Here is a 24,985-nt window from a genome sequence, read left to right as displayed (position 1 = left end):
AGATGGCCATGCCACTCCGCCAGACCATCAAGGTCGCGACGTATCTCTTTGAACAGAAGCTTCGCAAGCGGGACAAGTTTCCGCTGATCGTCGAGCTGGAACCGCTGTACGCCTGCAATCTGAAGTGCGAGGGCTGCGGCAAGATCCAGCACCCGGCCGGAGTGCTCAAGCAGCGCATGCCGGTGGCGCAGGCCGTGGGGGCGGTGCTCGAATCCGGAGCTCCGATGGTGTCCATCGCCGGCGGTGAGCCCCTGATGCACCCTCACATCGACGAGATCGTGCGGCAGCTGGTGGCCCGGAAGAAGTACGTCTTCCTGTGCACCAACGCCATGCTGTTGCGCAAGAAGATGGACAAGTTCAAGCCCTCGCCGTTCTTCGCGTTCGCCGTGCACATCGACGGTCTGCGCGAGCGGCACGACGAGTCCGTTGCGAAGGAGGGTGTGTTCGACGAGGCCGTGGAGGCCATCAAGGAGGCCAAGCGGCGCGGCTTCCGGGTCACCACCAACTCGACCTTCTTCAACACCGACACCCCGCAGACGATCATCGAGGTGCTCAACTTCCTCAATGACGACCTGCAGGTGGACGAGATGATGATCTCGCCCGCGTACGCCTACGAGAAGGCGCCAGACCAGGAGCACTTCCTGGGTGTCGAGCAGACCCGCGAGCTGTTCAAGAAGGCCTTCGCGGGCGGCAACCGGCGGCGGTGGCGGCTCAACCACTCGCCGCTGTTCCTCGACTTCCTCGAGGGCAAGGTCGACTTCCCCTGCACGGCGTGGGCGATCCCCAACTACTCGCTCTTCGGCTGGCAGAAGCCCTGCTATCTGATGAGCGACGGGTACGTCACGACGTACAAGAAACTCATCGAGGAAACCGACTGGGACGCCTACGGCCGGGGCAAGGACCCGCGCTGCGCCAACTGCATGGCGCACTGCGGCTACGAACCGACCGCCGTCATGGCCACCATGGGCTCACTGAAGGAGTCCCTGCGGGCCGCCCGTGAGACCGTCTCCGGAAACCGCGGGTGACGTCATGACCGCCATTTCCTTGGGTGTCCCCGAGGTGCCGGTCCGGCCGATCGCGGAGCGCCGCGTCTCGCGGCAGATCCAGGTCGGACCGGTGGCGGTCGGGGGAGGCGCACCGGTGTCCGTGCAGTCGATGACGACGACGCGTACGTCGGACATCGGCGCCACATTGCAGCAGATCGCCGAGCTGACGGCGTCCGGCTGCCAGATCGTCCGGGTCGCCTGTCCCACGCAGGACGACGCGGACGCGCTGGCCACCATCGCGCGGAAGTCGCAGATCCCGGTGATCGCGGACATCCACTTCCAGCCGAAGTACGTGTTCGCCGCGATCGAGGCGGGCTGTGCGGCGGTGCGGGTGAACCCCGGCAACATCAAGCAGTTCGACGACAAGGTGAAGGAGATCGCGCGGGCCGCCAAGGACCATGGCACGCCGATCCGCATCGGCGTGAACGCGGGCTCGCTGGACCGTCGGCTGCTCCAGAAGTACGGCAAGGCGACGCCCGAGGCGTTGGTGGAGTCGGCCTTGTGGGAGGCGTCGCTCTTCGAGGAGCACGACTTCCGGGACATCAAGATCTCGGTGAAGCACAACGACCCGGTCGTGATGGTCAACGCGTACCGGCAGTTGGCCGCTCAGTGCGACTATCCGCTGCACCTCGGTGTGACGGAGGCCGGTCCCGCCTTCCAGGGGACCATCAAGTCGGCTGTCGCCTTCGGCGCGCTGCTCTCCGAGGGGATCGGCGACACCATCCGGGTGTCCCTGAGCGCCCCGCCCGCGGAGGAGTGCAAGGTCGGCATCCAGATCCTGGAGTCGCTGGGGCTGCGGGAGCGACGCCTGGAGATCGTGTCGTGTCCGTCCTGCGGACGTGCCCAGGTGGACGTCTACAAGCTGGCCGACGAGGTCACGGCCGGCCTGGAGGGGATGGAGGTGCCGTTGCGCGTCGCGGTCATGGGCTGCGTCGTGAACGGGCCTGGTGAGGCGCGGGAGGCGGACCTGGGTGTCGCCTCCGGCAACGGCAAGGGGCAGATCTTCGTCAAGGGCGAGGTCATCAAGACGGTGCCCGAGTCGAAGATCGTGGAGACCCTGATCGACGAGGCGATGAAGATCGCCGAGCAGATGGAGGCGGACGGCGTCGCGTCAGGCGAGCCGGAGGTCACAGCGCCGGGGAAGCCCTCCGTCACTGTGAGTTGACTGCGTCCTCGACGCAAGTCTGAGTGGAACGGCACGGACCGAGAGGGGGCCCTAGCGTGACGATTCTGGAGAACATCCGGGGACCACGCGACCTGAAGGCGCTGTCCGAGGCGGATATCAACCAACTGGCGGACGAGATCCGGGAGTTCCTGGTGCACGCGGTCGCCAGGACCGGCGGTCATCTCGGGCCCAATCTGGGGGTGGTGGAACTCTCCATCGCCCTCCACCGGGTCTTCGAGTCGCCCGTCGACCGCATTCTGTGGGACACCGGCCACCAGAGCTACGTACACAAACTGCTGACGGGACGTCAGGACTTCTCCAAGCTGCGCGGCAAGGGCGGTCTGTCCGGCTACCCGTCGCGTGAGGAGTCCGAGCACGACATCATCGAGAACAGCCACGCCTCCACCGCGCTCGGCTGGGCCGACGGGCTCGCCAAGGCCCGCCAGGTGCAAGGAGAGAAGGGGCACGTCGTCGCGGTCATCGGGGACGGTGCGCTCACCGGCGGTATGGCGTGGGAGGCGCTGAACAACATCGCGGCCGCCAAGGACCGGCCGCTGATCATCGTCGTCAACGACAACGAGCGCTCGTACTCGCCGACCATAGGCGGACTGGCCAATCACCTGGCGACGCTGCGGACGACGGACAGCTACGAGAAGGTGCTCGCCTGGGGCAAGGACGTACTGCTGCGTACGCCGGTCGTCGGGAACACGATCTATGAGTCGCTGCACGGCGCGAAGAAGGGTTTCAAGGACGCGTTCGCGCCGCAGGGCATGTTCGAGGATCTGGGACTGAAGTACGTGGGGCCCATCGACGGTCACGACGTCGGGGCCATGGAGTCGGCGCTGCGGCGCGCGAAACGGTTCCACGGGCCGGTCCTCATCCACTGCCTCACCGAGAAGGGGCGCGGTTACGAGCCCGCGCTCGCGCACGAGGAGGACCACTTCCACACGGTCGGCGTGATGGACCCGCTCACCTGCGAGCCGCTCGCCCCCTCCAACGGCCCCACCTGGACCTCGGTGTTCGGCGACGAGATCGTACGGATCGGGGAGGAGCGCGAGGACGTCGTGGCGATCACGGCGGCCATGCTGCACCCGGTGGGCCTGGCGAAGTTCGCGCAGCGGTTCCCCGACCGGGTGTGGGACGTCGGCATCGCCGAGCAGCACGCCGCGGTGTCCGCGGCCGGGCTCGCGACGGGCGGCCTGCATCCGGTCGTCGCGGTGTACGCGACCTTCCTCAACCGCGCCTTCGACCAGCTTCTGATGGATGTCGCGCTGCATCGCTGCGGCGTGACCTTCGTGCTCGACCGGGCCGGGGTCACCGGAGCCGACGGGCCGTCGCACAACGGCATGTGGGACATGTCCATCCTTCAGGTCGTGCCGGGGCTCAGGATCGCCGCGCCGCGGGACGCCGACCAACTGCGGGCCCAGCTGCGGGAGGCGGTGGCCGTGGACGACGCGCCGACGCTGATGCGCTTCCCCAAGGAGTCGGTGGGGCCGTCGATCGAGGCGGTCGACCGGGTGGGCGGCGTGGATGTCCTGCACCGGGCCGACCGGCCCGAAGTGCTCCTGGTCGCCGTCGGTGTGATGGCGCCGGTGTGCCTCCAGGCGGCCGAGCTGCTGGAGGCCCGGGGCGTCAACTGCACAGTGGTGGACCCGCGTTGGGTCAAGCCCGTCGATCCCGCGCTGCCCCCGCTCGCCGCAGAGCACCGTATGGTCGCCGTCGTCGAGGACAACAGCAGAGCCGCCGGTGTGGGTTCGGCGGTCGCCCTCGCGCTCGGGGATGCCGAAGTCGACGTACCCGTACGCCGGTTCGGGATTCCGGAGCAGTTCCTCGCGCACGCCAAGCGCGGGGAGGTGCTGGCCGACATCGGTCTCACGCCCGTCGAGATCGCGGGACGGATCAGCGCGGGTCTGGCGACCCAGGAGGCGCCCCAGGAGACGATCCTGGCCGAGGCGACCCTGGCTGTCACGGAGGCCGAACTCGCCGCCAAGGAGCACATGCCCAAGGAGAAACAGGAATGACCGCGGAACCCTCCTCGCAGTCCGGGAACTTCGACCTCGGCAAACTACTCGCCGGGCGTGCGGCCGAACGCTATGAGCTGCACGCCCGGCACCTCAACCACCAGCTCCCGCGCATGCTGCACACCATCGGTTTCGACAAGTTCTACGAGCGGGCCGAGGGCGCGTACTTCTGGGACGCGGAGGGCAACGACTACCTGGACATGCTCGCCGGGTTCGGGGTGATGGGCCTGGGGCGTCATCACCCCGTCGTCCGCAAGGCGCTGCACGACGTCCTCGACGCCTCGCTCGCCGACCTCACCCGTTTCGACTGCCAGCCCCTGCCGGGACTCCTCGCCGAGCAACTCCTCACCCACAGCCCGCACTTGGACCGGGTGTTCTTCGGCAACAGCGGTACGGAGGCCGTCGAGACGGCGTTGAAGTTCGCCCGGTACGCGACCGGTAAGCCGCGCGTTCTCTACTGCACGCACGCCTTCCACGGGCTGACCACCGGCTCGCTGTCCGTGAACGGCGAGGACGGGTTCCGCGACGGGTTCGCGCCGCTGCTGCCCGACACGGCGGTTCCGCTCGGCGATCTGGACGTACTGGAAAGGGAGTTGAAGAAGGGCGATGTCGCCGGGCTGATCGTCGAGCCGATCCAGGGCAAGGGCGTGCACGAGTCGCCGCCCGGATATCTGCGCGCCGCCCAGGAGTTGCTGCACCGGCACAAGGCGCTGCTCATCGCGGACGAGGTGCAGACGGGACTCGGGCGGACCGGCGACTTCTACGCCTACCAGCACGAGGACGGCGTCGAACCGGACCTGGTGTGCGTGGCGAAGGCGCTGTCCGGCGGCTATGTGCCCGTGGGCGCGACCCTCGGCAAGGACTGGATCTTCAAGAAGGTCTACTCGTCGATGGACCGCGTCCTCGTGCACTCCGCGAGCTTTGGCGCCAACGCACAGGCCATGGCGGCCGGCCTCGCCGTGCTCTCCGTGATGGAGAACGAGGAGATCGTCGCGAACGCCCGTGCCATGGGAGAGGAGCTGAAGTCGCGGCTCGGGGCGCTCGTCGACAAGTATGAGCTGCTCAGTGAGGTACGCGGCCGGGGGCTGATGATCGGCATCGAGTTCGGCAGGCCCAAGTCGCTGAAGCTGCGCAGCCGCTGGACGATGCTGCAGGCCGCGCGCAAGGGGCTGTTCGCGCAGATGGTGGTCGTACCGCTGCTCCAGCGGCATCGGATCCTCACGCAGGTCTCGGGCGATCACCTGGAGGTGATAAAGCTCATTCCGCCGCTGATCATCGGGGAGCGGGACGTGGACCGGTTCGTGGACGCCTTCACCGACGTGATGGACGACGCGCACAACGGCGGCGGATTGATGTGGGACTTCGGCAAGACACTCGTGAAGCAGGCGGTCGCCAACAGGTAGAGGTACGTACCGCCTCTGAGCGGTATTGCCTCTGAGGCAATAAATTTGCCGCACAGGCAAGCCTCCGGCTGAATGGAGGCATGAGCCCCATCGAGCCGGAGGCGGCCGAAGAGCCGTCCGCCGAGTTGCCCGGCGAGCTGCCCGCCGTCGCGCCGCAACTGCGTGAGCTGCGGCGCCGCGCCTCACTCACCCTGGAGGCCGCGGCCCGCGCCGCAGGTTTGTCGCCCGCCCACCTCTCCCGCCTGGAGACCGGGCGGCGCCAGCCCTCGCTGCCGATGCTGCTCGCGCTGGCCCGTATCTACGGTACGACCGTCTCGGAGCTGCTCGGCGAGGCGGTTCCCGAACGGGACGCGGTCGTCCGCGCCGCCGACATGGAGCCCACGCAGGCGGGCGGCTGGACGTACTGGCAGGCCGGCGCGGCCGGGCGCGGCATGCAGGCCCTGCGTGTGCACGTCCCGTACGGGACGCAGGGGGACATCGTGCGCGTCCATCCCGGCGAGGAGTGGCTGTATGTCCTGGAGGGGCGGCTGAGGCTGCGTCTCGGGGACACCGCGCATGTGCTTGCGCCCGGTGACAGCGCGCATTTCGACTCGCTGACCCCGCACCGGATCGCCGCCGCGGGCCGGGGCGGCGCCGAACTGCTCTTCGTGCACACCCTGCTGCAGAGCCCCACGGCCGCGCTGTGTCTCGGCCCGACGACCACAGGAGCGAACCCGTGAGAGATATGGAAGAGAAGTTCCCCCGTGCTCTGTGGGTGCGGCTCATCATCTACGTGGCTGTCGGGCATCTGTTCGCGGCCTTCGTCTACCTGTTGTTCTCGCTCGGCGCGCAGAACCAGTAGGCGCGCAGAACCAATAGGCGCCCGGGGCCGGTGCGGCGGTCAGTCGAGGAAACGCTTCCGCAGCCGCTCCTGGGTCTCCGGGGTCACGCCAAGGCCCTGCTCCAGGTACGTGTCGACTCCGCCCCAGGTCTCCTCGATCGTGTCGAACGCCGCCGTCAGGTACTCGGCGCGTGCGTCGAAGAGGGGACTGAGCAGCTCCATCACCTCGGGGGAGTACGCCGCGGCCGCGGAGCTGCTGCGCCGCACCTTGTACCGGCGGTGTGGAGCGCTCGACTTGAGGTAGTCCGCCACGATGGCCTCGTGCTCGACACCGAGGGCGAGGAGCGTCACGGCTATCGACAGGCCGGCGCGGTCCTTGCCCGCCGCGCAGTGCATCAGCGCCGGCACGCTGTCCTCGGCCAGTGCGTGCAGCACCTGGGAGTGCTCGGCCGTGCGCTCCTTGATGATCGAGCGGTAGGACCGGATCATCCGGTTCGCCGCCTTGCCGTCCGCGAGGATCGAGCGCAGCTGGTCCAGATCGCCGTCGCGGACCATCGTCCAGAACTCGGCGCCGTGCGCCGGGTCGGTCAGCGGCAGGTTCACATTGCGCACGCCCGGCAGCTCGACGTCCGGCCCCTCCAGCTTCATGTCCGCGGCATTGCGGAAGTCGAAGATCGTGTGCAGGCCCAGCGAGGAGAGGAACGCGGTGTCCTCCTCGGTCGCGTGCGCGAGATGGCCGCTGCGGAACAGCCGTCCGTGCGCCACGCGCCGGCCGTCCACGGTCGGCAGGCCACCCACATCGCGGAAGTTGCGCACTCCGGCAAGTTCGGGCTCGGTCGACGGGACCTGCTGCGTCACGAGGGCTCCTCCCAATCGGCGGCCGACGCTCTTGTCGGCAGGGCGCGCTCTCGACGATACGACATGGATGCCTGGGCCAATGAGTTGTCCACAGGCGGTGCTTCCGAGGTGCGGGCGCCTGAGATGATGTTGTTCTTGAGCGTGTCTGTTCGGATCTGTGAGGGCTTGATGGTGGAGATCGGCAAAGACGGTCGTACGTGGCTGCTTTCGGGGCGCACGAGCAGTTATGCCCTCCGGCTGACGGACGAGGACGAGCTGCTGCATCTGCACTGGGGGCCGCGCATCACGCTCGCCGACGCCGAGTCGCTGGCCGCCCGTCCCGGGCCGACGTACTGGCCGTTCGAGTCGCCGCTCGACGGGCACGAGGAGTACCCGGTCGAGGGCGGCCCCCGTTTCGTACGGCCGGCGCTGTCCGTGCGCACGGACGAGCGGCGCGGCACGGAGTGGCGCTTCGAGGCGTACGAGGTCGACGAGGCGGGCGAATCGGACGGGGCCGAACTGCGGCTGCGGTTCTCCGACTCCGGGCTCGGCATCACGCTGCACTACCGGATGCGCCCCGCCACCGACGCTGTGGAGCGCTGGGTGACCCTCGCCAACGAAGGGCCCGCCCTGGAGGTCCTGCGCGCCGACTCCGCGACCTGGACGCTGCCGGAGCGCGACGGCTGGCGGTTGTCGCAGCTGCACGGACGGTGGGCGGCCGAGTCGCGACTCGTGCGTACGGACCTCACCTACGGTGAGAAGGTCATCGGCAGCCGGCGCGGGCACACCGGGCATCAGCATCTTCCGTGGGTCGCGCTGGACGTCGAGGGCGCGGCGACCGAGGAGCGCGGCGAGGTGTACGGATGCGCGCTCGCGTGGTCCGGCTCGTGGCGGATCGCCGTGGCCCAACTTCCCGACGCGCGCGTGCAGATCACCGGCGGTGCCGGGTACGACGACTCCGGCCTGGTGCGGCTGGAGCCGGGGGAGAGCTTCGTCACGCCGGTCTTCGCGGGGCTGTGGAGTGACGGCGGTTTCGGTGGGGCGAGCCGGGCCTGGCACGCGTACCAGCGCGCGTATGTGATTCCGGACGCGGACCAGGACCGGCCCGTGCTCTACAACTCCTGGGAAGCCACGGAGTTCGACATCTCCGAGGAGCAGCAGCGGGCGCTCGCGCGGCGGGCGGCGGCGATGGGCGTCGAGCTGTTCGTGGTCGACGACGGCTGGTTCGGGAAGCGCACCAGCGACCGGGCCGGGCTCGGGGACTGGACGCCCAACCCCGACCGCTTCCCGGCCGGACTCAAGCCTCTGGCGGACGACGTACACGCCATGGGTATGCAGTTCGGGATCTGGGTCGAGCCGGAAATGGTCAATGCGGACAGCGACCTGTATCGCACGCATCCCGACTGGATTCAGTACCAACCGGGACGAAAGAAGACGGAGCTCCGCAATCAGCTCGTACTGAACGTCGCGCGCGACGACGTCCAGGAGTACCTGTGGGAGCAGCTTCACGGGCTGCTCTCCAGCGCCCCGATCGACTATGTGAAGTGGGACTTCAACCGCTGCTTCACGGACGCCGGCTGGCCAGGGGAGGAATATCCGCAGCGGCTTTGGGTCGACCATGTGCACGCCCTGTACGGCCTGTTGGACCGGCTGCGGGCCGCGCATCCGGGTGTCGCCTTCGAGTCCTGCTCGGGTGGTGGCGGCCGGATCGACCTCGGGGTCATGGCGCGTACGGACCAGGTGTGGACCTCGGACAACACCGATCCGCTCGACCGGCTCGCCATCCAGCACGGCTTCAGCCAGCTGCATCCGGCGCGGGTCATGGCCGCCTGGGTCACCGACAGCCCGAACAATCAGCTCAACGGGCGCGTGAGTTCGCTGCGCTTCCGCTTCGTGAGCGCCATGGCCGGGGTGCTCGGGGTCGGTGGCGACCTGACCGAGTGGAGTGATGAGGAGCTCGCCGAGGCGCGGACGTGGGTGGAGCTGTACAAGGAGATCCGGCCCGTCGTGCAGCGCGGCGACCTCTACCGGCTGCGGGCGCCGGAGGGCGGGCTGAGTGCGGTGCAGTACGTCCATGGGGATCAGTCCGTCGTCCTCGCCTGGCTCCAGGCGCAGCACTACGGCGAGCCCGTAGCACCGGTCCGGCTGCGTGGGATTGACCCGACAGCGACGTACGAATGCCTCGAAACGGGCGAAGTTCACAGAGGTGCGGTGTTGCTCCATCACGGACTGCGGACGGGTTTGCGCGGCGACCTCGATGCGGCAGTTTTCCGGCTGCGTCGCATCTGAGCGTTGTGTCCGTATTGGAGTGCCTTCATTCCAACTCGCTCTTAAATAGGCACTCCTGAATCGTGGTTCCGTGAGGAGCGTCATATTCGTGACGGTCCGCTGTCGCCATGTTCACGTAATTCAACTGGGTTTACAGGGGATTTCAAGAATGCGGCAGACCGCTGATTCACGGAGGGTGACGTGATTTCGGTCGAGGATCAAGAGAATGGGTGCGCATAGGGAACCCAAAGGTTGTCCCTGCGCGTCTTGGTCGCTTACGTTCGCCACCAATCCGGACGGACGCCTAATCCTGCCGCCGCCCGGAATCCGCACACAACACCCGTACACGGCAGGAGCGGGGGACCCACAGGTACAACGCCTGTTCTGGTCTCTGGAACAGGCTTGGGGTAAAGCTGCGCGAAAGCGCGGCCGGGCATCTCCAGCTCGCACCCGACAGCTCACCTCGCAGGCACCGGAGAGGAATTCGTCATGCCCGCGAAGGGTAAGCACCGCCGCCCGAAGTCCCTGCGCTTCACCCGCTCGATCGCCGTCGCCGGAACCGGTGGCGCCGCGCTCGCACTGCCGTTGCTCGGAGCGGCCGGCGCCAACGCCGCTACTCCACAGACCACGCCCGTGTCTGTATCCAATAAGGCCGAATCCGTTTCGGAGAAGGCGGTCGAATCCGCTCCGGCCGCCGCCCAGAAGAAGGCCGCGACCAGGACGTACGAAGTGAAGGCGGGCGACTATCTCTCGAAGATCGCCGGCGAACAGAACGTCAGCGGTGGCTGGAAGAAGCTGTACGCGGACAACCGCGAAGCCGTGGGCAGCGACCCGAGCCTCATTCACCCGGGCCTGGAGCTGACGATCGGCAAGAAGGCCGCCTCCGCGCCTTCCGGCTCCAACGAGGCCAAGGCCCCCAAGGCGGCCAAGGCTCCCAAGGCAGCCGAGGCCCCTCAGGCGCCCGCGAAGAAGGCCACGACCGCCAAGGCGGCCGAGGCGCCCAGCAATGCGAGCGGCTTCGCCCTGCCGGTCGAGGGCGCGACGATCAGCACCCCCTACAAGATGTCGGGCGGCATGTGGTCCAGCGGGTACCACACCGGTGTGGACTTCGCGGCCTCGACCGGCACTTCGCTCAAGGCCGTGGGTGCGGGCACGGTCGTCTCCGCCGGCTGGGGCGGTGCGTACGGCAACGAGGTCGTCATCAAGCTCAACGACGGCCACTATGCCCAGTACGCCCACCTTTCCTCCCTTTCCGTCTCGGCCGGACAGTCCGTGACCGCGGGTCAGCAGGTCGGTCTCTCCGGCGCGACCGGCAACGTCACCGGTCCCCACCTGCACTTCGAGATCCGCACCACGCCGGACTACGGCTCGGACGTGGACCCGCTGGCGTTCCTGCGCTCGCACGGCGTCTCCGTCTGACGCCTCCCGCGCACCGCCGCGAGCGGATCGCTTCTCCCTCGCGCACCGAAGGCCGGACCCCGATCCCCGGGTCCGGCCTTCGGCTTGTCCCGGACGTCGAAAGGGTCGACAACGGCAGGGAGTTGCGGCCAGAGTGATCCGGAGTAAGCGCTTTCTATCCATGAGCGCGAGCTCCGCACAACCCCTCGCAGGCCATCAAAGGAGACCCTTCATGACGACCCGCAGAGCCTTCGGAGCCCTGGCCACCGGTGCCGCCCTGGCGGCCCTCGCCCCCGCGCACACCGCGAGCGCGTCGGCACGCCACCGCCGAGGACGGCTCATCGCCCGCGACGACTTCCGGCACGGACTGGGCCAGTGGGCCACCGAGTTGCAGGACGGCGGGAGCGTCACCGCCTCCCGCGGGGTCCTGGAGATCGACGTGCCGAGCGGCGCGACGGTCTGGTTCAAGCGGAAGCTCCACGGGCCGTACGTCATCGAGTACACGGCCACACCGGTCTCCGCGGGCGGCGCCAACGACCGGGTGTCGGACCTCAACAACTTCTGGAACGCGGTCGACGTACGCTCCCCGGACGACCTCTTCGCCACCGAGCGCGGCGGCGCGCTGGACGAGTACGACTACCTCAAGACGTACTACTCCGGCTACGGCGCCAACTACAACACGACCACGCGGCTGCGCCGTTACGTGGGCGAGGCGGGCGTCCGGCCGCTGATCCACGACTACACGGAGCCACTCCTGGTGGCGAACGAGCCCCACCGCGTCCGGATCGTCTCGCACGGCTCGACCGTCCAGTGGTGGAACAACGGGCGGCTCGTCTTCGACTACGCCGACCCGGAGCCGTACACGCGTGGGCACTTCGCGTTCCGGACCGTATGGAGTCATTTCCGGATCACGGATTTCCGGGTGTGGAAGCTGGTTATTCCGAGTTGACCAACACTTGACGCGTGGCTTATCTCACCGCAAGTCAACCCCTTCCTACGGTCGCGTAGCTCACATCGGAAGGTGAATCATGGGCCGATGTGGCAGACGATTCGAAGAATGACAGCAGATCAGTGATCGGGTCGTACGTGGCGGTGGGGGACAGCTTCACCGAAGGCGTCGGCGACCCCGGCCCCGACGGAGCGCTCGTCGGCTGGGCCGACCGGTTCGCGGTACTGCTCGCCGACCGGCGGCCCGAGGGCGACTTCGACTACACCAACCTCGCCATACGGGGAAAACTCCTCGACCAGATCGTCGAGGACCAACTTCAGCAGGCCAAGGAACTCGCCCCGGACCTGGTCTCGTTCAGCGCGGGCGGCAATGACATCCTGCGGCCGGGCACCGATCCCGACGAGGTCGCCGAGCGCTTCGAACGCGCGGTCGCGGAACTCGCGGCGGCCGTCGGCACGGTGCTCGTGACCACCGGCTTCGACACCCGTGGCGTACCCGTGCTCAAGCATCTGCGCGGCAAGATCGCCACGTACAACGGGCATGTGCGGGCCATCGCCGACCGGTACGGCTGTCCCGTGCTGGACCTGTGGTCGCTGAAGACCATCCAGGACCGGCGGGCCTGGGACGACGACCGGCTACACCTGTCGCCGGAGGGCCACACGCGCGTCGCGCTCCGCGCCGGCCAGGTCCTCGGCCTGGCGGTGCCCGCGGACCCTGACCAGCCCTGGCCGCCCCTGCCTCCGCGCGGCACCCTCGAGGTGCGGCGCGACGACATCCACTGGGCGCGGGAGTACCTGGTGCCGTGGATCGGGCGGCGGCTTCGTGGGGAGTCGTCGGGGGATCGTGTGGTGGCAAAGGGAAGTTTGTCGCCGGACGACATCAAGACGCGGATTGGGGCGGCGGTTTGAGGGGTCGCCTCGGGCGGTTGGGTTCGTTGTCGGCTGCAGCGCCGTCGTGGCTGGTCGCGCAGTTCCCCGCGCCCCTAAAAGACCAAGGACGAGCCCCAAGCCAAAAAACGAGCCCCAGCTCCCACACACCCACCACCCACACACACCCGCACTCACCCACCGGCGGGAGGGGCCGTGGGCCGGTGCGTCGTACGCCCGTCGCGTAGGTTCGGTCTCAGGAAACCCGCACTGTGTACCGACACCGGGCCGTATGCCCACCCTGCGACGGGCTGACGCACCGGCCCACGGCCCCGACCCACCACCCACCCAGGGGCGCGGGGAACTGCGCGACCAGCCACAACGAACCCGCACAAAACAACGAACCCAACCGCTCAACCGCCGGAGGCAACCAGCCCCAGCTCGCGAGCAAGCGCTTCGTCCGCCCACCGCTGCGTACGAGCACGCGACACCGCGCCCCCATACGCCGTCATCTGGACGGCGAGCCCGTCGAGAAGCGCGGTGAGACGCAACGCCGCATCCATGGGGTCAGGGCAGTGGAACTCACCCGCCGCCACCCCCTCCGCGATGACCTCGGCGATCGCGGCCTTCCACTGCCGGTCGAGATCGCGCGTGACATCGCGCAGCGCCGGCTCGCGCAGCGCCGCCGACCAGCCCTCGATCCACAGGCGCCAGCCCTTGGCCTGCCCCGTCGGGGCGTACCAGCGCACGGCCGCCCGCAGTCGGCGCAGTGCCGTCGTACGGCGCCCGAGCAGCTTGCGCAGATGGGCCAGGTCGCCCTCGGCCGCGTACGAGAACGCGGCGGCGACCAGCTTCTCCTTGGTCGAGAAGTGATACAGCACCAGCGCGTTGCTCACCCCGAGCGCGGCCGCCACATCGGCGATCCGTACCGCAGCTACACCCCGTGCCTCGATCTGCGTGACGGCGGACCGCAGCAACTCCTCGCGCCGTTCCTCCACGCTCAACCGCACCCTGGCCACGCGGGCAACCCTACACAGGCCCTTTTGAGGCCTCATTCGCCGATGCCGCAGCGCGCTGTTGCTGACTATCCACTCAGTCGACTCACTCAGTACCCAGTCAACTCACTCAGTCGACTCACTCAGTCGACGTCACCGATACCACCCGAACCGTTCGGAAATCACCGGCAGCCGGTCACCGACGATCGCGTGCGCGGCGGCCCGCGGCGTCGTCCCGTCGACATCCGCGCGCGCCAGCATCTGGTCGATCAGGGTGCGCATCGAGCGTCGCGTATGGGCGAACGCCTCCTCCGCGTCGGCCCCGATGTCGCCGAACAGCGTCCACCACCACCAGGCGTTCGTCCCGGAGTTGACGACGACGTCCGGCAGGACGGTCACTCCGCGCGCGGCGAGCAGTTCCTCCGCATCCGGCAGTACGGGCATGTTCGCGGCCTCGACGATCCAACGAGCCGTGATCCCGGCCTGGTTGGCGGTGTCGATCGCGTACGAGACCGCCGCCGGCACCAGCACCTCGGCCTCGGCGGACAGCCAGGCGTCGCCGGGCAGTTCGAGGTCGGCCGGGCGCAGCGCCGAGCGGTCGACCGTTCCGTACGCGTCGCGGGCGGCGAGCAGCGCCTCGATGTCGAGCCCTTCGGGGTTGGCGATCGTGCCCTTCACGTCGGCGACGGCCACGATCGTGAGTCCCGCGCGCGCGAGGAACCGTGCGGTGGCCCCGCCCATGGTGCCCAGACCCTGCACGGCCACCCTCGTCCCCGCGTACGGCTGGTTCGACCGGTCCAGCGCCGCGAGGACGGATTCGGCCACCCCGCAGCCGCCGACCAGCTCGTCGAGTCCGATGCCGTCCACCTCGACGGCGAACGCGTCCGCCAGCCGCCGCCGGGCCACCGCCTCGTCGTCGAGCAGCGGATACACGGCCTGGATGGACGAGACGAGCCCCGCCTCGGCGGTGGCCCGGTCGACGACGTCCTGAGTGAGACCGAGGTCCTCGCCGGTGGTCCAGAAGTTCTCGATGTACGGGCGCATGGCGCGCAGGTAGCGCACGAGAATCCCGTACGCCTCCGGGGCCCGGGGATCGCAGTCGATGCCGCCCTTGGCGCCGCCCAGCGGAACGTAGTTGCTCTCCGGGTTGTAGTGCAGGGCTTCCTTCATGGTCATGCCGCGGGCGAGTCCGGTGACTTCGTCGAGCGTGCAGCCGTCCCGCATCCGCAGCCCGCCGCTGGACACACCGCGGACCAGCCGGTCGACGACGAGGTGCCCCTGGCGGCCGGTGACGTGGTCGGTCCAGGTGAGCGTGATCAAGGGGCGGCTGTCGGGGCCCGTCATGAGGTCTCCGTAAGTTGTCGGTCGGCCCAGGAGGTCTGCGTGTCTGGCTGATCACACCGTAATTACTGAACAGTGAGTCAGTGTGAGAAGTCGTGCGTGAACCTGCCAATGTTGCTGAATGGATATTCAGTAGGTTCGGTGCTGTCAGAGGTGATGCCCATAATGGAAAGCCAGACCGATTCCATCTGGAGGTGCCGTGACCGGTTTCCGTTCCCTGAGCTCCGGGCTCCGTGCGCGGCGGCCTGCCGCCTTCGGCGCGGATCCCGCAGGTGAGCGCATGGAGCGCATCCGCAGATCGCCGAATTTCGCGGACGGCGTCTTCCGGAATCCAGAGGGTGCTCCTCGGCCCGACGGTGCCATGCTCGAGTTTGCGAAGGCCTTCTTCCGTAAGGAGGAGCGCGTCCGCCGCGCACCGTCCGGCACGGTGCCGGTGCACGCCACGACGCTCGCCGACCTCGGCAAGCCCCCCGTCCACGGGTTGCGGCTCACCTGGATGGGGCACTCCAGTGTGCTCGCGGAGATCGACGGGCACCGCGTGCTCTTCGACCCCGTCTGGGGCGAGCGGTGCTCCCCGTTCAGCTTCGCCGGGCCCAAGCGGCTGCACCCCGTGCCGCTGCCGCTGGCCGCGCTCGGCCCGGTCGACGTGGTCGTCATCTCGCACGATCACTACGACCACCTCGACCTGCCCACGATCAAGGCCCTGGCCGACACGGACACCGTGTTCGCGGTGCCGCTCGGCGTCGGCGCCCACCTGGAGCACTGGGGCGTCTCGGCGGACCGGCTGCGCGAGCTGGACTGGAACGAGTCGACGCAGGTGGGTGGCATCTCCCTGACCGCCACGCCCGCGCGCCACTTCTGCGGGCGTGGCATGCGCAACACGCAGCACACGCTGTGGGCCTCCTGGGTCGTGGCGGGCGAGGAGCACCGGATCTACCACAGCGGGGACACCGGCTATTTCGCCGGTTTCGAGGACATCGGCGCCGCGCACGGCCCCTTCGACGCCACGATGATCCAGATCGGCGCGTACAGCGAGTTCTGGCCCGACATCCACATGACCCCCGAGGAGGGCATGCGCGCCCACCTGAACCTCCAGGGCGGGCAGCCCAGCGGCGTGATGCTGCCGATCCACTGGGCGACCTTCAATCTGGCGGCGCACCCGTGGGCCGAGCCCGGTGAGGGGACCATCACCGCCGCCCGGGCGGCCGGTGCCCGGATCGCGCTGCCCCGTCCCGGCGAGCCCTTCGAGCCCACGGCCGAGACCGTGCCGTCCGAGCCCTGGTGGCGCGGCGTGGCACTCACACCGGCCGGTGGCTGGCCCGTCGTCGAAGAGCCGGTCGCTGATACGCCGGGTGACGCCACGGAGGACACCGGAGAGCCGGAGACCGTCCCGGCCAGGTGACCGGGGCGTACACGAAGACGGTCGGCGAGGGCCGAGGAGCAATCTGCTCCTCGGCCCTCGCCGTTTTTCCCTGACCGGTCCTGACCAGGTCTGATCGATCCGATCACGTACGGGAACACGCATACGAGGGGCTTATCGGTCTGTCGTACGAGCCCTCATACCAGAGCGGGACGCTGCCTGCCGGACTTTGGCAACTGCCCACCGAGTGTGATGCGCTGGCAACTACTGTGAGTGGCCGCCGGGCGACGCGGGGCCGGATTTTCGGCGCGCGCGAACGGCACCGCGATGGCGCATGCCCGACTCGCAGATCCGCGGGAGCCGCCACGGCCCCGACATACCAGTACGAGGACGTCGATGTCTCACCTTCGCGCACCGGCCGCACGCGCAGACCGCCGCGAGGGCGGGCGCCACGGGCGACCGGTCGCCCGCACCGCCCCCTCGCTGCCCGAGACCCACATACGGCCCCAGCTCCTCCGTCTCGCGGTTCTGCCACCCGTCGCGGTGGCCCTCAGCGCCAGCGCCGCCGTGCTGTTCACCGTCCGCTCGACCATGGCCAGGCCCGGCCTCACCCTGTGGGTCGTGCTCGGTGGAGCCGCCGCGGTCGCCCTCGCGGGCATCGTGATCGCCGCCGTGGCAGCCGAGCGCGCCGCCAGGTCCGTACGCGAGCGTGTCGGCACGCTGCGCCGCACCAGCGCCCGCGACCAGGACGATCTGCGCGGTCTCGTCGAGGCGCTGCGGCGCGGGGACGGACCGCCCGCGAGCCGGAAGCGCAGCGACCCCGCCCCGGACGCCGACGACTTCGACCTGCTCGCCGACGACCTCGCGCGCGCTCACGACGGCGCTGTCAGCGCGGTCGTCCAGGCCTCCCAGCTGTCCAGTTACGCGGGCAGCGAGCAGAAGGTCGAGGTCTTCGTCAATCTGGCCCGGCGGCTGCAGTCCCTCGTACACCGCGAGATCTCGATCCTGGACGAGCTGGAGAACGAGATCGAGGACCCGGACCTGCTCAAGGGCCTCTTCCACGTCGACCACCTCGCCACCCGCACCCGCCGCCACGCCGAGAACGTCGCCGTGCTCGGCGGCGCCGTCTCCCGCCGTCAGTGGAGCAACCCGGTCTGCATGACCGAGGTGCTGCGCTCCGCCATCGCCGAGGTCGAGCAGTACTCGCGCGTCAAGCTCGTACCGCCGATCGACGGCACCGTACGCGGTCACGCCGTCGCCGACGTGATCCATCTGCTGGCCGAACTCATCGAGAACGCCACGGTGTTCTCGGCCCCGCAGACGCAGGTCCTGCTACGGGCCAACGTCGTCACCTCGGGGCTCGCCGTCGAGGTCGAGGACCGCGGGCTCGGCATGCCGCCCGCCGAGCAGACCAAGATGAACGCACTGCTCGCCGACCCGGACCAGGTGAACGTCGCCAGCCTGTTGCAGGACGGCCGCATCGGGCTGTTCGTGGTCTCGCAGCTCGCCCGCAGGCACGGCATCGCGGTCCGGCTGCAGACCAACATCTACGGCGGTGTCCAGGCCGTACTCATCGTTCCGCAGGGGCTTCTCGGCGCGGAACAGGAGCAGCCGCAGGCGGGGGCGGGGCGGGCGCGGAGGGTGGTGTCGGAGGCCGGTGCGCCGGCCGAGGGTGCTCCCACGTACAGCACGCCGGCCCATGGTGTTCCGGCGCACGGGACGTTCGTACAGGGGGCGTCGGCTCCGCAAGGCGTGACGTCGGCTCCTCACGGCGTTTCGGTCCAGGGAACAGTGGTCCACGGCATGCCGATCCCGGTGCAGGGTGTCGCGCCGGGCGCCCCCGGCGACGTATCGCATGCGTCGTGGCAGGAGGCGACGGCGAACGGGCACCTGGGCGCGAGGGCCGCCATGCCGTGGCAGCAGTGGGACGACGCGCCGGTCGGAACCACGGCGGCGAACGGCAGCCGCTCGGTGCCGCTCCCGGTGCGCGGCGCCGAGGCGCGGCCCAATCCGGCGGAGGCACTGCCCGGTATCCGCCCCGACGACCGGCGGATCGTGATCGAGAACCTCGAGAGCATGGACAAGGCGGTCGCGTCGCCGACAGGGCGGGGCGGCGCGGTGCGCGGCACCATGGGCAAGCCCCAACTGCCCAGACGACGGGCCCAGGAGCACATCGTGCCCGAACTGCGCGACGGGCCCGTACCTCGCCAGGACCCGGACCTCCTCATCGGTCACGACCCGGGCCTGATGGCGGCGTTCCAGCGGGGCATCGGGCTCGCCGAGGCCCAGCAGCGGGACGCGGCGCGCAGAGATGCGGCACGTAGTGACGTGACAAGTAGTGACGCGGCACGGAGTGGCGAGCAAGAACCGGTCGAGGCGCACATCCTGCGCGAGCCGACGCCCGCGCCCGGTCACGACTTCACCGCCCGGCACGACGGGAGCACATCAGCCGGATGATCAACGCCACCCCCACCTCCACGTCCACCCACACCTCCGCTCCCACAGACGTACGTACTTCAAGGAGTCGATCCCCCATGGCGAGCGATGTGCCGACCGCCCATGTATCCGATCTCGACTGGCTGATGAGCGGCCTGGTGCAGCGCGTCCCGCACACCAAGAGCGCGGTGCTGCTCTCCTGTGACGGACTGGTGAAATCGGTCCACGGCCTCGACCCCGACAGCGCCGACCACATGGCGGCCCTCGCCTCCGGGCTCTACTCCCTGGGACGCAGCGCGGGCGTCCGCTTCGGGGACGGCGGTGACGTACGCCAGGTCGTCGTCGAGCTCGACTCCACCCTGCTGTTCGTGTCCACCGCGGGCTCCGGGACCTGCCTCGCCGTCCTCGCCGGACGCGAGGCGGACGCGGCCGTGCTCGGATACGAGATGGCGATGCTGGTCAAGAGCGTCCGCCCGTATCTGATGACCGCGCCGAGGCAGTCCGCCGTCGAACCCCCGGCGATGAGGCCTTGAGCGTGGCCGCGGCCGGCGACGGGCCTTGGCTCGATGACGCGGCCGGACGCCTTGTACGCCCCTACACGGTCAGCAACGGCCGGACCCGGCCGAGCACCGCGCTCGACCTCCTGTCGCAGATGAGGACCACCGGAGCCACCCCTCTCGGTTACCTCGGCCCCGAGCACGCCCAGGCACTCGAACTGTGCCGGATGCCCGTCTCGGTCGCCGAGGTGGCCGCACATCTGAAGCTGCCGGCGGCGGTCACCAAAGTGCTGCTGTCCGACCTCGTCGACTGCGGGGCGCTGTCCACGAAGCCCCCGGCCTTCCACCACAAACCCACTGACCGGTCCCTTCTGGAGGCAGTGCTCGATGGACTACGACGACAGCTCTGACCCCTTCCCCACCGCACTGAAGATCCTGGTGGCGGGAGGGTTCGGGGTAGGCAAGACCACCTTCGTCGGCGCGGTGAGCGAAATCGCGCCACTGAGTACGGAGGAACTGCTCACCACGGTCAGCGCCTCGACCGACAACCTCGACGGCATCGAGAACAAGATCGAGACGACCGTCGCGATGGATTTCGGGCGCATCACCCTCGATCCGGAACACGTGCTGTATCTGTTCGGCACCCCCGGGCAGGAGCGGTTCTGGTTCATGTGGGACGAGCTCTCCGAGGGCGCGCTCGGCGCGGTCATCCTCGCCGACACCCGCCGCCTGGAGGACTGCTTCGCCGCCGTCGACTTCTTCGAGCAGCGCGGCATGGGGTTCATCGTGGCCGTCAACGAGTTCGACGGCGCGTACCGCTACGACCCGGAGGAGGTGCGGGCGGCCATCGACCTGGACCCGGAGATCCCCATCGTGCGCTGCGACGCGCGGATCTCCAGTTCAGGGGTGCAGACCCTGCTGACCCTCGTCCGCCACCTGATCGCCCACGCGCCCACGCGCGCCGCCAGCTACGGAGCCCATACATGAGGTACGACCCGCCGCGCCCGGCCGGTCGGCTGCTGCTCACCCCCGAGGACAAGGAGGCGCCCGCCCGTACGCGGCGGTTGCGCCGGCTCGGTCTGGGGGAGCGGGCCGAGCCGGCCTTCGACGCCTTCGCGGACCGGCTCGCGGAGATCGCCGCGGTGCCGTACGCGATGGTCAACTTCATCGACGAGAACGGGCAGTTCTTCGCCGGTCTGCACACCCCGGACGGCACCGGCTCGGGCGACCGGCCGGCTGTGGTCGTCGCCGCGGACGGTACGGAGTACGGGTTCGGCCGCTCCATGGCCCGCGACCACGGCTTCTGTCCCCATGTGGTGGTCCGGGGCAAGGCGCTGGCCCTGGAGGACGTCCGCGACTATCCACGGTTCGCCGGAAACCCGGTCGTCGACGAGATCGGTATCCGCTCCTACCTGGGAGCCCCCCTCATCGACCACACAGGCATCGTGCTCGGCACGGTGTGCGTCGAGGACGTCGAGCCGCGGCCCTGGGGCATGGCAGGCCTGGACACCATCAAGGCCATGGCGGCGGAACTCGTCGAGCGGATCGAGCTGCGGGAGAGCGGCGGGTTCTGAGAGGCCCTTCGGGCGGTTGTGAAGGGCCTCTCAGGTGGCTTCATGCCGAGACGGTGTCCCCTTCGGGGAGCGTTCATGCGGAAACGTGTCCCCTTCTGGGAGCCTTCATACGGAAATGGTGTCCCCTTCGGGGAAGGTGATCCGGACTTCTTGGTCCTCCACCACGCAGGCCACCGACTCCCGTAACGCCTGAGGATGCACGGCATCCCGGGTCAGCGCGAGCAGCGTGACGTACACACCCCTGCCGCCCGGACGGCCGGCCGCGCACCGGACGTACGGGGTCGCCGAATGCGGACCGAAGGCGTTGGCCTCGACCTCGCGCGCGATGCCCGCGTCCTCGTCCCAGCCGTGCAGCGCGACGACCACACTGGTCAGCCCGTCCGCGGTCCGCGCCAGCGCCCAGCCCGCACCCCGCTCCGCCGTGGGCCTGGCCTCGGCAGCGACCGCGTGACCGCCCTCCCGCACCGCCACACCGGCCGGAGCCTGCACCCGGTGCACGCGGATCTCCCATGGACCGCGCAGCACACTGGTCGTCTCGATCGGGAACTCGGCGTCGGTGCCCGGCAGTTGAGCGTGATAACGGGAGGCCGCCGTACGCCCGGAGCAGCGCAGCGGAAGGATCAGGCGGCGGCGTGAGGCGGTGCCGTCCGGCGCGAGGAGCGCGATGTGTCCGTCCACGGTCCGCTCCCAGGCGTGCGCGCCCGCCTCGGGAGCGGTGGCCGTCGAGTACCCGAACTTCGCGTAGTGCGGATCGTCCTCGGGGGGCCGGTCCGGGGAGTTGTGGTCGCTGCCGTGGTTGACCAGGCGGACGATGCCGTCGTGCTTCGTGCCGTGCAGCAGCCAGCCCGGGGCCGGGAGGGCGGTGTACTGGTCCGACTCCTCGACGGGGAGCGGAAGTTCACGCGCCGTCCACACCGGGTGGTCCGCGGGCAGCAGCAGTCCGAGGAAACCTTTGCTCGCCCAGTACGGTGACGCGGGCCCCGAGTACGGCTGGGTCATCGGCAGGAACGTGCCGTACCAGCCGAGCGGCAGCAGCCCCCGCTCATCGGGCACCCCGCGCTCCACGAAGTGGCTCACCGCGCCGGAGGCGAGCCGGCGCGTGAGCCCCGGAGCCAGCGGGGTGCAGCCCGCGAGGGCCCCCAGCCACACCGGGGCCGTGGTGGCGAATCGGTACGTCAGGGATCGGCCCTGGTGCACCGGCGCACCGTCCGCGCCGAAGAACTGCGGGTAGACGGCGAGGAATTGGGCCAGCCGGTCCCGGTAGACCCGGCCGCGGCCACCGCCCTCGCCGCCCGTCATCCGGGACCACAGCAGGGGGTACAGGTGCATGGCCCAGCCGTTGTAGTAGTCGAAGGCGCGGCCCTGGCCGTCGCTGTACCAGCCGTCGCCGACGTACCAGTCCTCGATGCGGTCGAGTCCCGCGTCGATGTCGTCCTGCCGGTACGGCGCGCCGACCGAGGCCAGGAACTGCTCGGCCACCACCTGGTACAGGCGCCAGTGGTTGTCCCAGGTGCGGCGGCCGACGAAACCCCACAGCCAGTCCACAACACGCTCCCGCACATCGCCGTCCAGACGGTCCCAGATCCAGGGGCGGGTCTCATGCAGTCCGACGGCGATCAGGGCCGCCTCCGCCATCTGCTGGGAGCAGTCGGTGAGTTCGGGCCAGGCTTCGCCGCTGTCGCGGTCCGTGCCCGTTGTCAGACCCCGCGCATACCGTTCTACGAGACGGGGATCCACCTCCCCCCGCGCCCCCGCGATCCGGAAAGAGGCCAGTAGAAATGACCGTGCGAAACCTTCCAGTCCGTCCGACACCACACCCGACCAGGAAGTCCGGCCGGGCAGCCGATACTGCGCCAGGCCCGGCGTGGCATACGGAACCAGCGCTTCCAACTGCCGGTCGGCGAGCGCCTCCCAGTGCGCCCGCGTCCAGCCGGTGAGCGGCGAAAGGACGCGGTCGGTGGGTGGCAGGGCCAGATGCGGTGCGGGCATGACAGGGTCCTGACTCCTCGGTGGCCGGGCGCTTACGGATGTCTGAGGAGGGATACGGTCGGTTGCCGCCAATAGATCAATTGAGTTGCCCTAAGAGATCAATTGAGCCGTGACGGGTCCGGGGGTGGTGAACCCGGGGGGTGATGAAGGTGCGGAACGCCCGGCGCGGGGGTGTGGATCTGTTGTTCATATCCGGGATATCATCCCAGATATGAGAAGAGCTGCGAGGGGTGAGAGCTCGGAGGTCGGGCTGGTCGGGCTGCAAGATCCCGTCGACGCCCGTCTGGCCGCCCGACTCGCCGAGCTTCGTGCCGAACGTGGCTGGTCCCTCGGCGAGTTGGCCGAGCGTAGCGGGGTGAGCCGGTCGACGCTCTCCCGGGCCGAGCGTGCCGAGATCAGCCCCACGGCGTCCCTGCTCAACCGCCTGTGCGCGGTGTACGGGCGGACCATGTCGCAGCTGCTCAGCGAGGTCGAGGCGGGGCATGCGCCAGTGGTACGCGCGGCCGAGCAGAGCGTGTGGGAGGACAAGACCTCCGGGTTCGTACGCCGGTCGGTGTCGCCGCCGCATGCGGGGTTGCGCGGCGAGTTGGTCGAGGGCCGGCTGGCGTCGGGCGCGGACGTCTCGTACGACAGGCCTCCCGTGCCCGGCCTTGAGCAGCACATCTGGATCCTCGACGGGCGGCTCGACATCACGGCGGAGGGCACCGAGCACCGTCTCGGCACCGGCGACTGCCTTCGACTGCGGGTGTGGGGACCGACGCGTTTCCACTGCCCGGGGCCGGAGGACGTGCGCTACGCCCTGGTGGTGGTCCTGCCGTGAGCGCGCCGACGCCTCCGACGCCTCCAGTGCCTCTGACACGGCTGTCCGCCGCATCGCTGCTCGACTGCGCCGACGGTCTCGCCGACCTGCTCGCCGACGTGGTGGACGGCGGATCCTCGGTCGGCTTCCTCGCGCCGCTCGACCGCGCCGCGGCCGCGGCCTGGTGGCGGGCGCTCGCCCCCGAACTCGACGCCGGCCGCCGCGCGATGTGGATCGCGCGTGACGTCACGCGCGACGACGGCCGGATCCTCGGCACCGTCGGCGTCGCCTTCTCCGACCTGCCCAACGGCCGCCACCGGGCCGAGATCGTCAAGCTGATGGTGCACCGGGACGGTCGCGGCCGGGGACTGGGCCGGACCCTGCTCACCACCGCCGAACGCGCGGCGGCCGACGCGGGCGTGACCCTGCTCGTTCTCGACACCGAGACCGGGAGCCCCGCCGAGTCCCTGTACCGCTCGGCCGGTTGGTCCCGGTCGGGGGTCGTGCCGGACTACGCGACGGATCCGCACGGAATCCTGCGCTCCACGACGATCTACTACAAGAACCTGCGGGAGCGTGCGACGGCGGCGGGAGCCGGTTCCGCGGTCCGGCTTGGCTGAGCAGGTGGTTGTCAGTGGTATTGGCTACGGTGCGAGTCATGCCGGACGCAGAAGATGTACGCCGTATCGCCCTGTCCCTGCCGGACACGACGGAGAAGATCGCGTGGAGCATGCCCACGTTCCGGGTCGGGGGCAAGATGTTCGCCACCCTGCCGGAGGACGAGACGTCCATCGCCGTGCGCTGCCCGAAGGAGGAGCGCGACGAACTCGCCCTCGCGGAGCCCGAGAAGTTCTGGATCGCCGACCACGAGGCGGCATTCGCCTGGGTGCGCGTCCGGCTCGCCGCTCTTGAGGACGACGGCGAACTGCGGGACATCCTCGCCGACTCCTGGCGGCAGGCCGCAAGCTCTCGGCTTCTGGAGTCGTACCCGGAGTTGGGGCTTCCGGCAGCGGACTGAAAACCCTTGGGGCGTTGTCAGTGCCCCGTGGCATGATCCGGACGGTGGCTGACCGACCGCGGCGGGGAGGGGTGCCGCGGTCGGATACGCGGCAGGGGCGGTCCGAGGCTGGAGGGGCGAGGCCGAGGCTGGAAAACGTTGTCGTACGACGGTCGTTCGCGGCCGCCGCGGTGACGCCGCCGACGGGGCACAGGGGGAGGGGC

At 69.4% G+C, this 24,985-nt stretch carries 23 protein-coding genes and 1 riboswitch; of the genes, 19 read left to right on the top strand and 4 right to left on the bottom strand.

From position 1 onward, the window contains the following. Positions 1–2 precede the first annotated feature (2 nt). From hpnH to G5C60_RS20650, 6 genes are all read left to right on the top strand, one after another. Complete coding sequence (gene hpnH / locus G5C60_RS20675; protein WP_165261436.1) at positions 3–1,025, top strand: adenosyl-hopene transferase HpnH; 1,023 nt, start codon at positions 3–5, stop codon at positions 1,023–1,025. A gap of 4 nt (positions 1,026–1,029) precedes the next feature. Then, positions 1,030–2,211 (top strand): flavodoxin-dependent (E)-4-hydroxy-3-methylbut-2-enyl-diphosphate synthase, encoded by a 1,182-nt coding sequence (gene ispG / locus G5C60_RS20670; RefSeq protein WP_165261434.1) that lies wholly within the window; start codon positions 1,030–1,032, stop codon positions 2,209–2,211. Positions 2,212–2,267: 56 nt separating this feature from the next. Next, a complete protein-coding gene (gene dxs / locus G5C60_RS20665) occupies positions 2,268–4,232 on the top strand; it encodes a 1-deoxy-D-xylulose-5-phosphate synthase (protein WP_338145878.1) in 1,965 nt (654 codons plus the stop codon). Further along, positions 4,229–5,635 carry an aspartate aminotransferase family protein gene (locus G5C60_RS20660; RefSeq protein ID WP_165261432.1) on the top strand — a complete coding sequence of 469 codons (1,407 nt, stop codon included), beginning with the start codon at positions 4,229–4,231 and terminating at the stop codon, positions 5,633–5,635. The genes dxs and G5C60_RS20660 overlap by 4 nt, the downstream gene beginning before the upstream one ends. A gap of 80 nt (positions 5,636–5,715) precedes the next feature. Then, entirely contained in the window at positions 5,716–6,354 is a 639-nt protein-coding gene (locus G5C60_RS20655; protein ID WP_165261430.1) for a helix-turn-helix domain-containing protein, read from the top strand. Continuing rightward, positions 6,351–6,476 (top strand): DUF6126 family protein, encoded by a 126-nt coding sequence (locus G5C60_RS20650; RefSeq protein WP_165261428.1) that lies wholly within the window; start codon positions 6,351–6,353, stop codon positions 6,474–6,476. The genes G5C60_RS20655 and G5C60_RS20650 overlap by 4 nt, the downstream gene beginning before the upstream one ends. A 39-nt stretch (positions 6,477–6,515) precedes the next feature. Here G5C60_RS20650 and G5C60_RS20645 read toward each other — a convergent pair whose 3' ends face one another. Next, positions 6,516–7,313 (bottom strand): tyrosine-protein phosphatase, encoded by a 798-nt coding sequence (locus G5C60_RS20645; protein WP_165261426.1) that lies wholly within the window; start codon positions 7,311–7,313, stop codon positions 6,516–6,518. Between the two features lie 168 nt (positions 7,314–7,481). On the opposite strand from G5C60_RS20645, the gene G5C60_RS20640 reads away from it, so the two are divergent. The 4 genes from G5C60_RS20640 (at position 7,482) to G5C60_RS20625 (ending at position 12,815) form a co-directional block, all read left to right on the top strand. After that, positions 7,482–9,581 (top strand): alpha-galactosidase, encoded by a 2,100-nt coding sequence (locus G5C60_RS20640; RefSeq protein WP_165261492.1) that lies wholly within the window; start codon positions 7,482–7,484, stop codon positions 9,579–9,581. Positions 9,582–9,867: 286 nt separating this feature from the next. Beyond that, a riboswitch (cyclic di-AMP (ydaO/yuaA leader) is annotated at positions 9,868–10,045 on the top strand. 4 nt (positions 10,046–10,049) lie between these two features. Beyond that, positions 10,050–10,979, top strand: coding sequence for a LysM peptidoglycan-binding domain-containing M23 family metallopeptidase (locus tag G5C60_RS20635; protein WP_165261424.1), 930 nt, complete (start codon positions 10,050–10,052; stop codon positions 10,977–10,979). A 211-nt stretch (positions 10,980–11,190) separates the two neighbouring features. Then, entirely contained in the window at positions 11,191–11,907 is a 717-nt protein-coding gene (locus G5C60_RS20630) for a DUF6250 domain-containing protein (protein ID WP_165261422.1), read from the top strand. Between the two features lie 122 nt (positions 11,908–12,029). Next, positions 12,030–12,815: a GDSL-type esterase/lipase family protein gene (locus tag G5C60_RS20625; RefSeq protein WP_165261420.1), complete on the top strand. Its 786-nt coding sequence runs from the start codon at positions 12,030–12,032 to the stop codon at positions 12,813–12,815. 371 nt (positions 12,816–13,186) lie between these two features. Here G5C60_RS20625 and G5C60_RS20620 read toward each other — a convergent pair whose 3' ends face one another. Further along, the gene (locus G5C60_RS20620) at positions 13,187–13,792 is read right to left on the bottom strand and encodes a TetR/AcrR family transcriptional regulator (RefSeq protein ID WP_338145877.1); all 606 of its coding nucleotides are present in this window, start codon (positions 13,790–13,792) and stop codon (positions 13,187–13,189) included. 129 nt (positions 13,793–13,921) lie between these two features. Beyond that, entirely contained in the window at positions 13,922–15,112 is a 1,191-nt protein-coding gene (locus G5C60_RS20615) for a glutamate dehydrogenase (RefSeq protein ID WP_165261416.1), read from the bottom strand. 196 nt (positions 15,113–15,308) lie between these two features. Here G5C60_RS20615 and G5C60_RS20610 point away from each other — a divergent pair, with 196 nt between their 5' ends. From G5C60_RS20610 to G5C60_RS20585, 6 genes are all read left to right on the top strand, one after another. Beyond that, the gene (locus G5C60_RS20610; RefSeq protein WP_165261414.1) at positions 15,309–16,511 is read left to right on the top strand and encodes an MBL fold metallo-hydrolase; all 1,203 of its coding nucleotides are present in this window, start codon (positions 15,309–15,311) and stop codon (positions 16,509–16,511) included. A 354-nt stretch (positions 16,512–16,865) separates the two neighbouring features. Further along, the gene (locus G5C60_RS20605) at positions 16,866–18,926 is read left to right on the top strand and encodes a sensor histidine kinase (RefSeq protein WP_165261412.1); all 2,061 of its coding nucleotides are present in this window, start codon (positions 16,866–16,868) and stop codon (positions 18,924–18,926) included. Positions 18,927–19,003: 77 nt separating this feature from the next. Further along, entirely contained in the window at positions 19,004–19,438 is a 435-nt protein-coding gene (locus G5C60_RS20600; protein WP_165261410.1) for a roadblock/LC7 domain-containing protein, read from the top strand. A 2-nt stretch (positions 19,439–19,440) separates the two neighbouring features. Beyond that, complete coding sequence (locus G5C60_RS20595; RefSeq protein ID WP_165261408.1) at positions 19,441–19,812, top strand: DUF742 domain-containing protein; 372 nt, start codon at positions 19,441–19,443, stop codon at positions 19,810–19,812. Beyond that, the gene (locus tag G5C60_RS20590) at positions 19,790–20,389 is read left to right on the top strand and encodes a GTP-binding protein (protein WP_165261406.1); all 600 of its coding nucleotides are present in this window, start codon (positions 19,790–19,792) and stop codon (positions 20,387–20,389) included. The genes G5C60_RS20595 and G5C60_RS20590 overlap by 23 nt, the downstream gene beginning before the upstream one ends. Continuing rightward, positions 20,386–20,976, top strand: a complete 591-nt coding sequence (locus G5C60_RS20585; RefSeq protein WP_165261404.1) for a GAF domain-containing protein — start codon at positions 20,386–20,388, stop codon at positions 20,974–20,976. The genes G5C60_RS20590 and G5C60_RS20585 overlap by 4 nt, the downstream gene beginning before the upstream one ends. Positions 20,977–21,081: 105 nt before the next feature. On the opposite strand, the gene G5C60_RS20580 is transcribed toward G5C60_RS20585, so the two are convergent. Continuing rightward, positions 21,082–22,965 carry a DUF2264 domain-containing protein gene (locus tag G5C60_RS20580; RefSeq protein WP_165261402.1) on the bottom strand — a complete coding sequence of 628 codons (1,884 nt, stop codon included), beginning with the start codon at positions 22,963–22,965 and terminating at the stop codon, positions 21,082–21,084. A gap of 211 nt (positions 22,966–23,176) precedes the next feature. On the opposite strand from G5C60_RS20580, the gene G5C60_RS20575 reads away from it, so the two are divergent. Genes G5C60_RS20575 through G5C60_RS20565 form a run of 3 tightly spaced genes read left to right on the top strand, consistent with a single transcriptional unit; the run spans position 23,177 to position 24,782 of the window. Next, positions 23,177–23,785, top strand: coding sequence for a helix-turn-helix domain-containing protein (locus G5C60_RS20575; RefSeq protein WP_165261400.1), 609 nt, complete (start codon positions 23,177–23,179; stop codon positions 23,783–23,785). A gap of 26 nt (positions 23,786–23,811) precedes the next feature. After that, positions 23,812–24,384 (top strand): GNAT family N-acetyltransferase, encoded by a 573-nt coding sequence (locus G5C60_RS20570; RefSeq protein ID WP_165261398.1) that lies wholly within the window; start codon positions 23,812–23,814, stop codon positions 24,382–24,384. 38 nt (positions 24,385–24,422) lie between these two features. Next, positions 24,423–24,782: an MmcQ/YjbR family DNA-binding protein gene (locus G5C60_RS20565; RefSeq protein WP_165261396.1), complete on the top strand. Its 360-nt coding sequence runs from the start codon at positions 24,423–24,425 to the stop codon at positions 24,780–24,782. Positions 24,783–24,985 lie beyond the last annotated feature (203 nt).

Origin of the sequence: Streptomyces scabichelini (genome assembly GCF_011045015.1) — a bacterium.
Classification (GTDB): Bacteria; Actinomycetota; Actinomycetes; order Streptomycetales; family Streptomycetaceae; genus Streptomyces; species Streptomyces scabichelini.
This window is presented reverse-complemented; position numbering and strand designations above follow the sequence as displayed.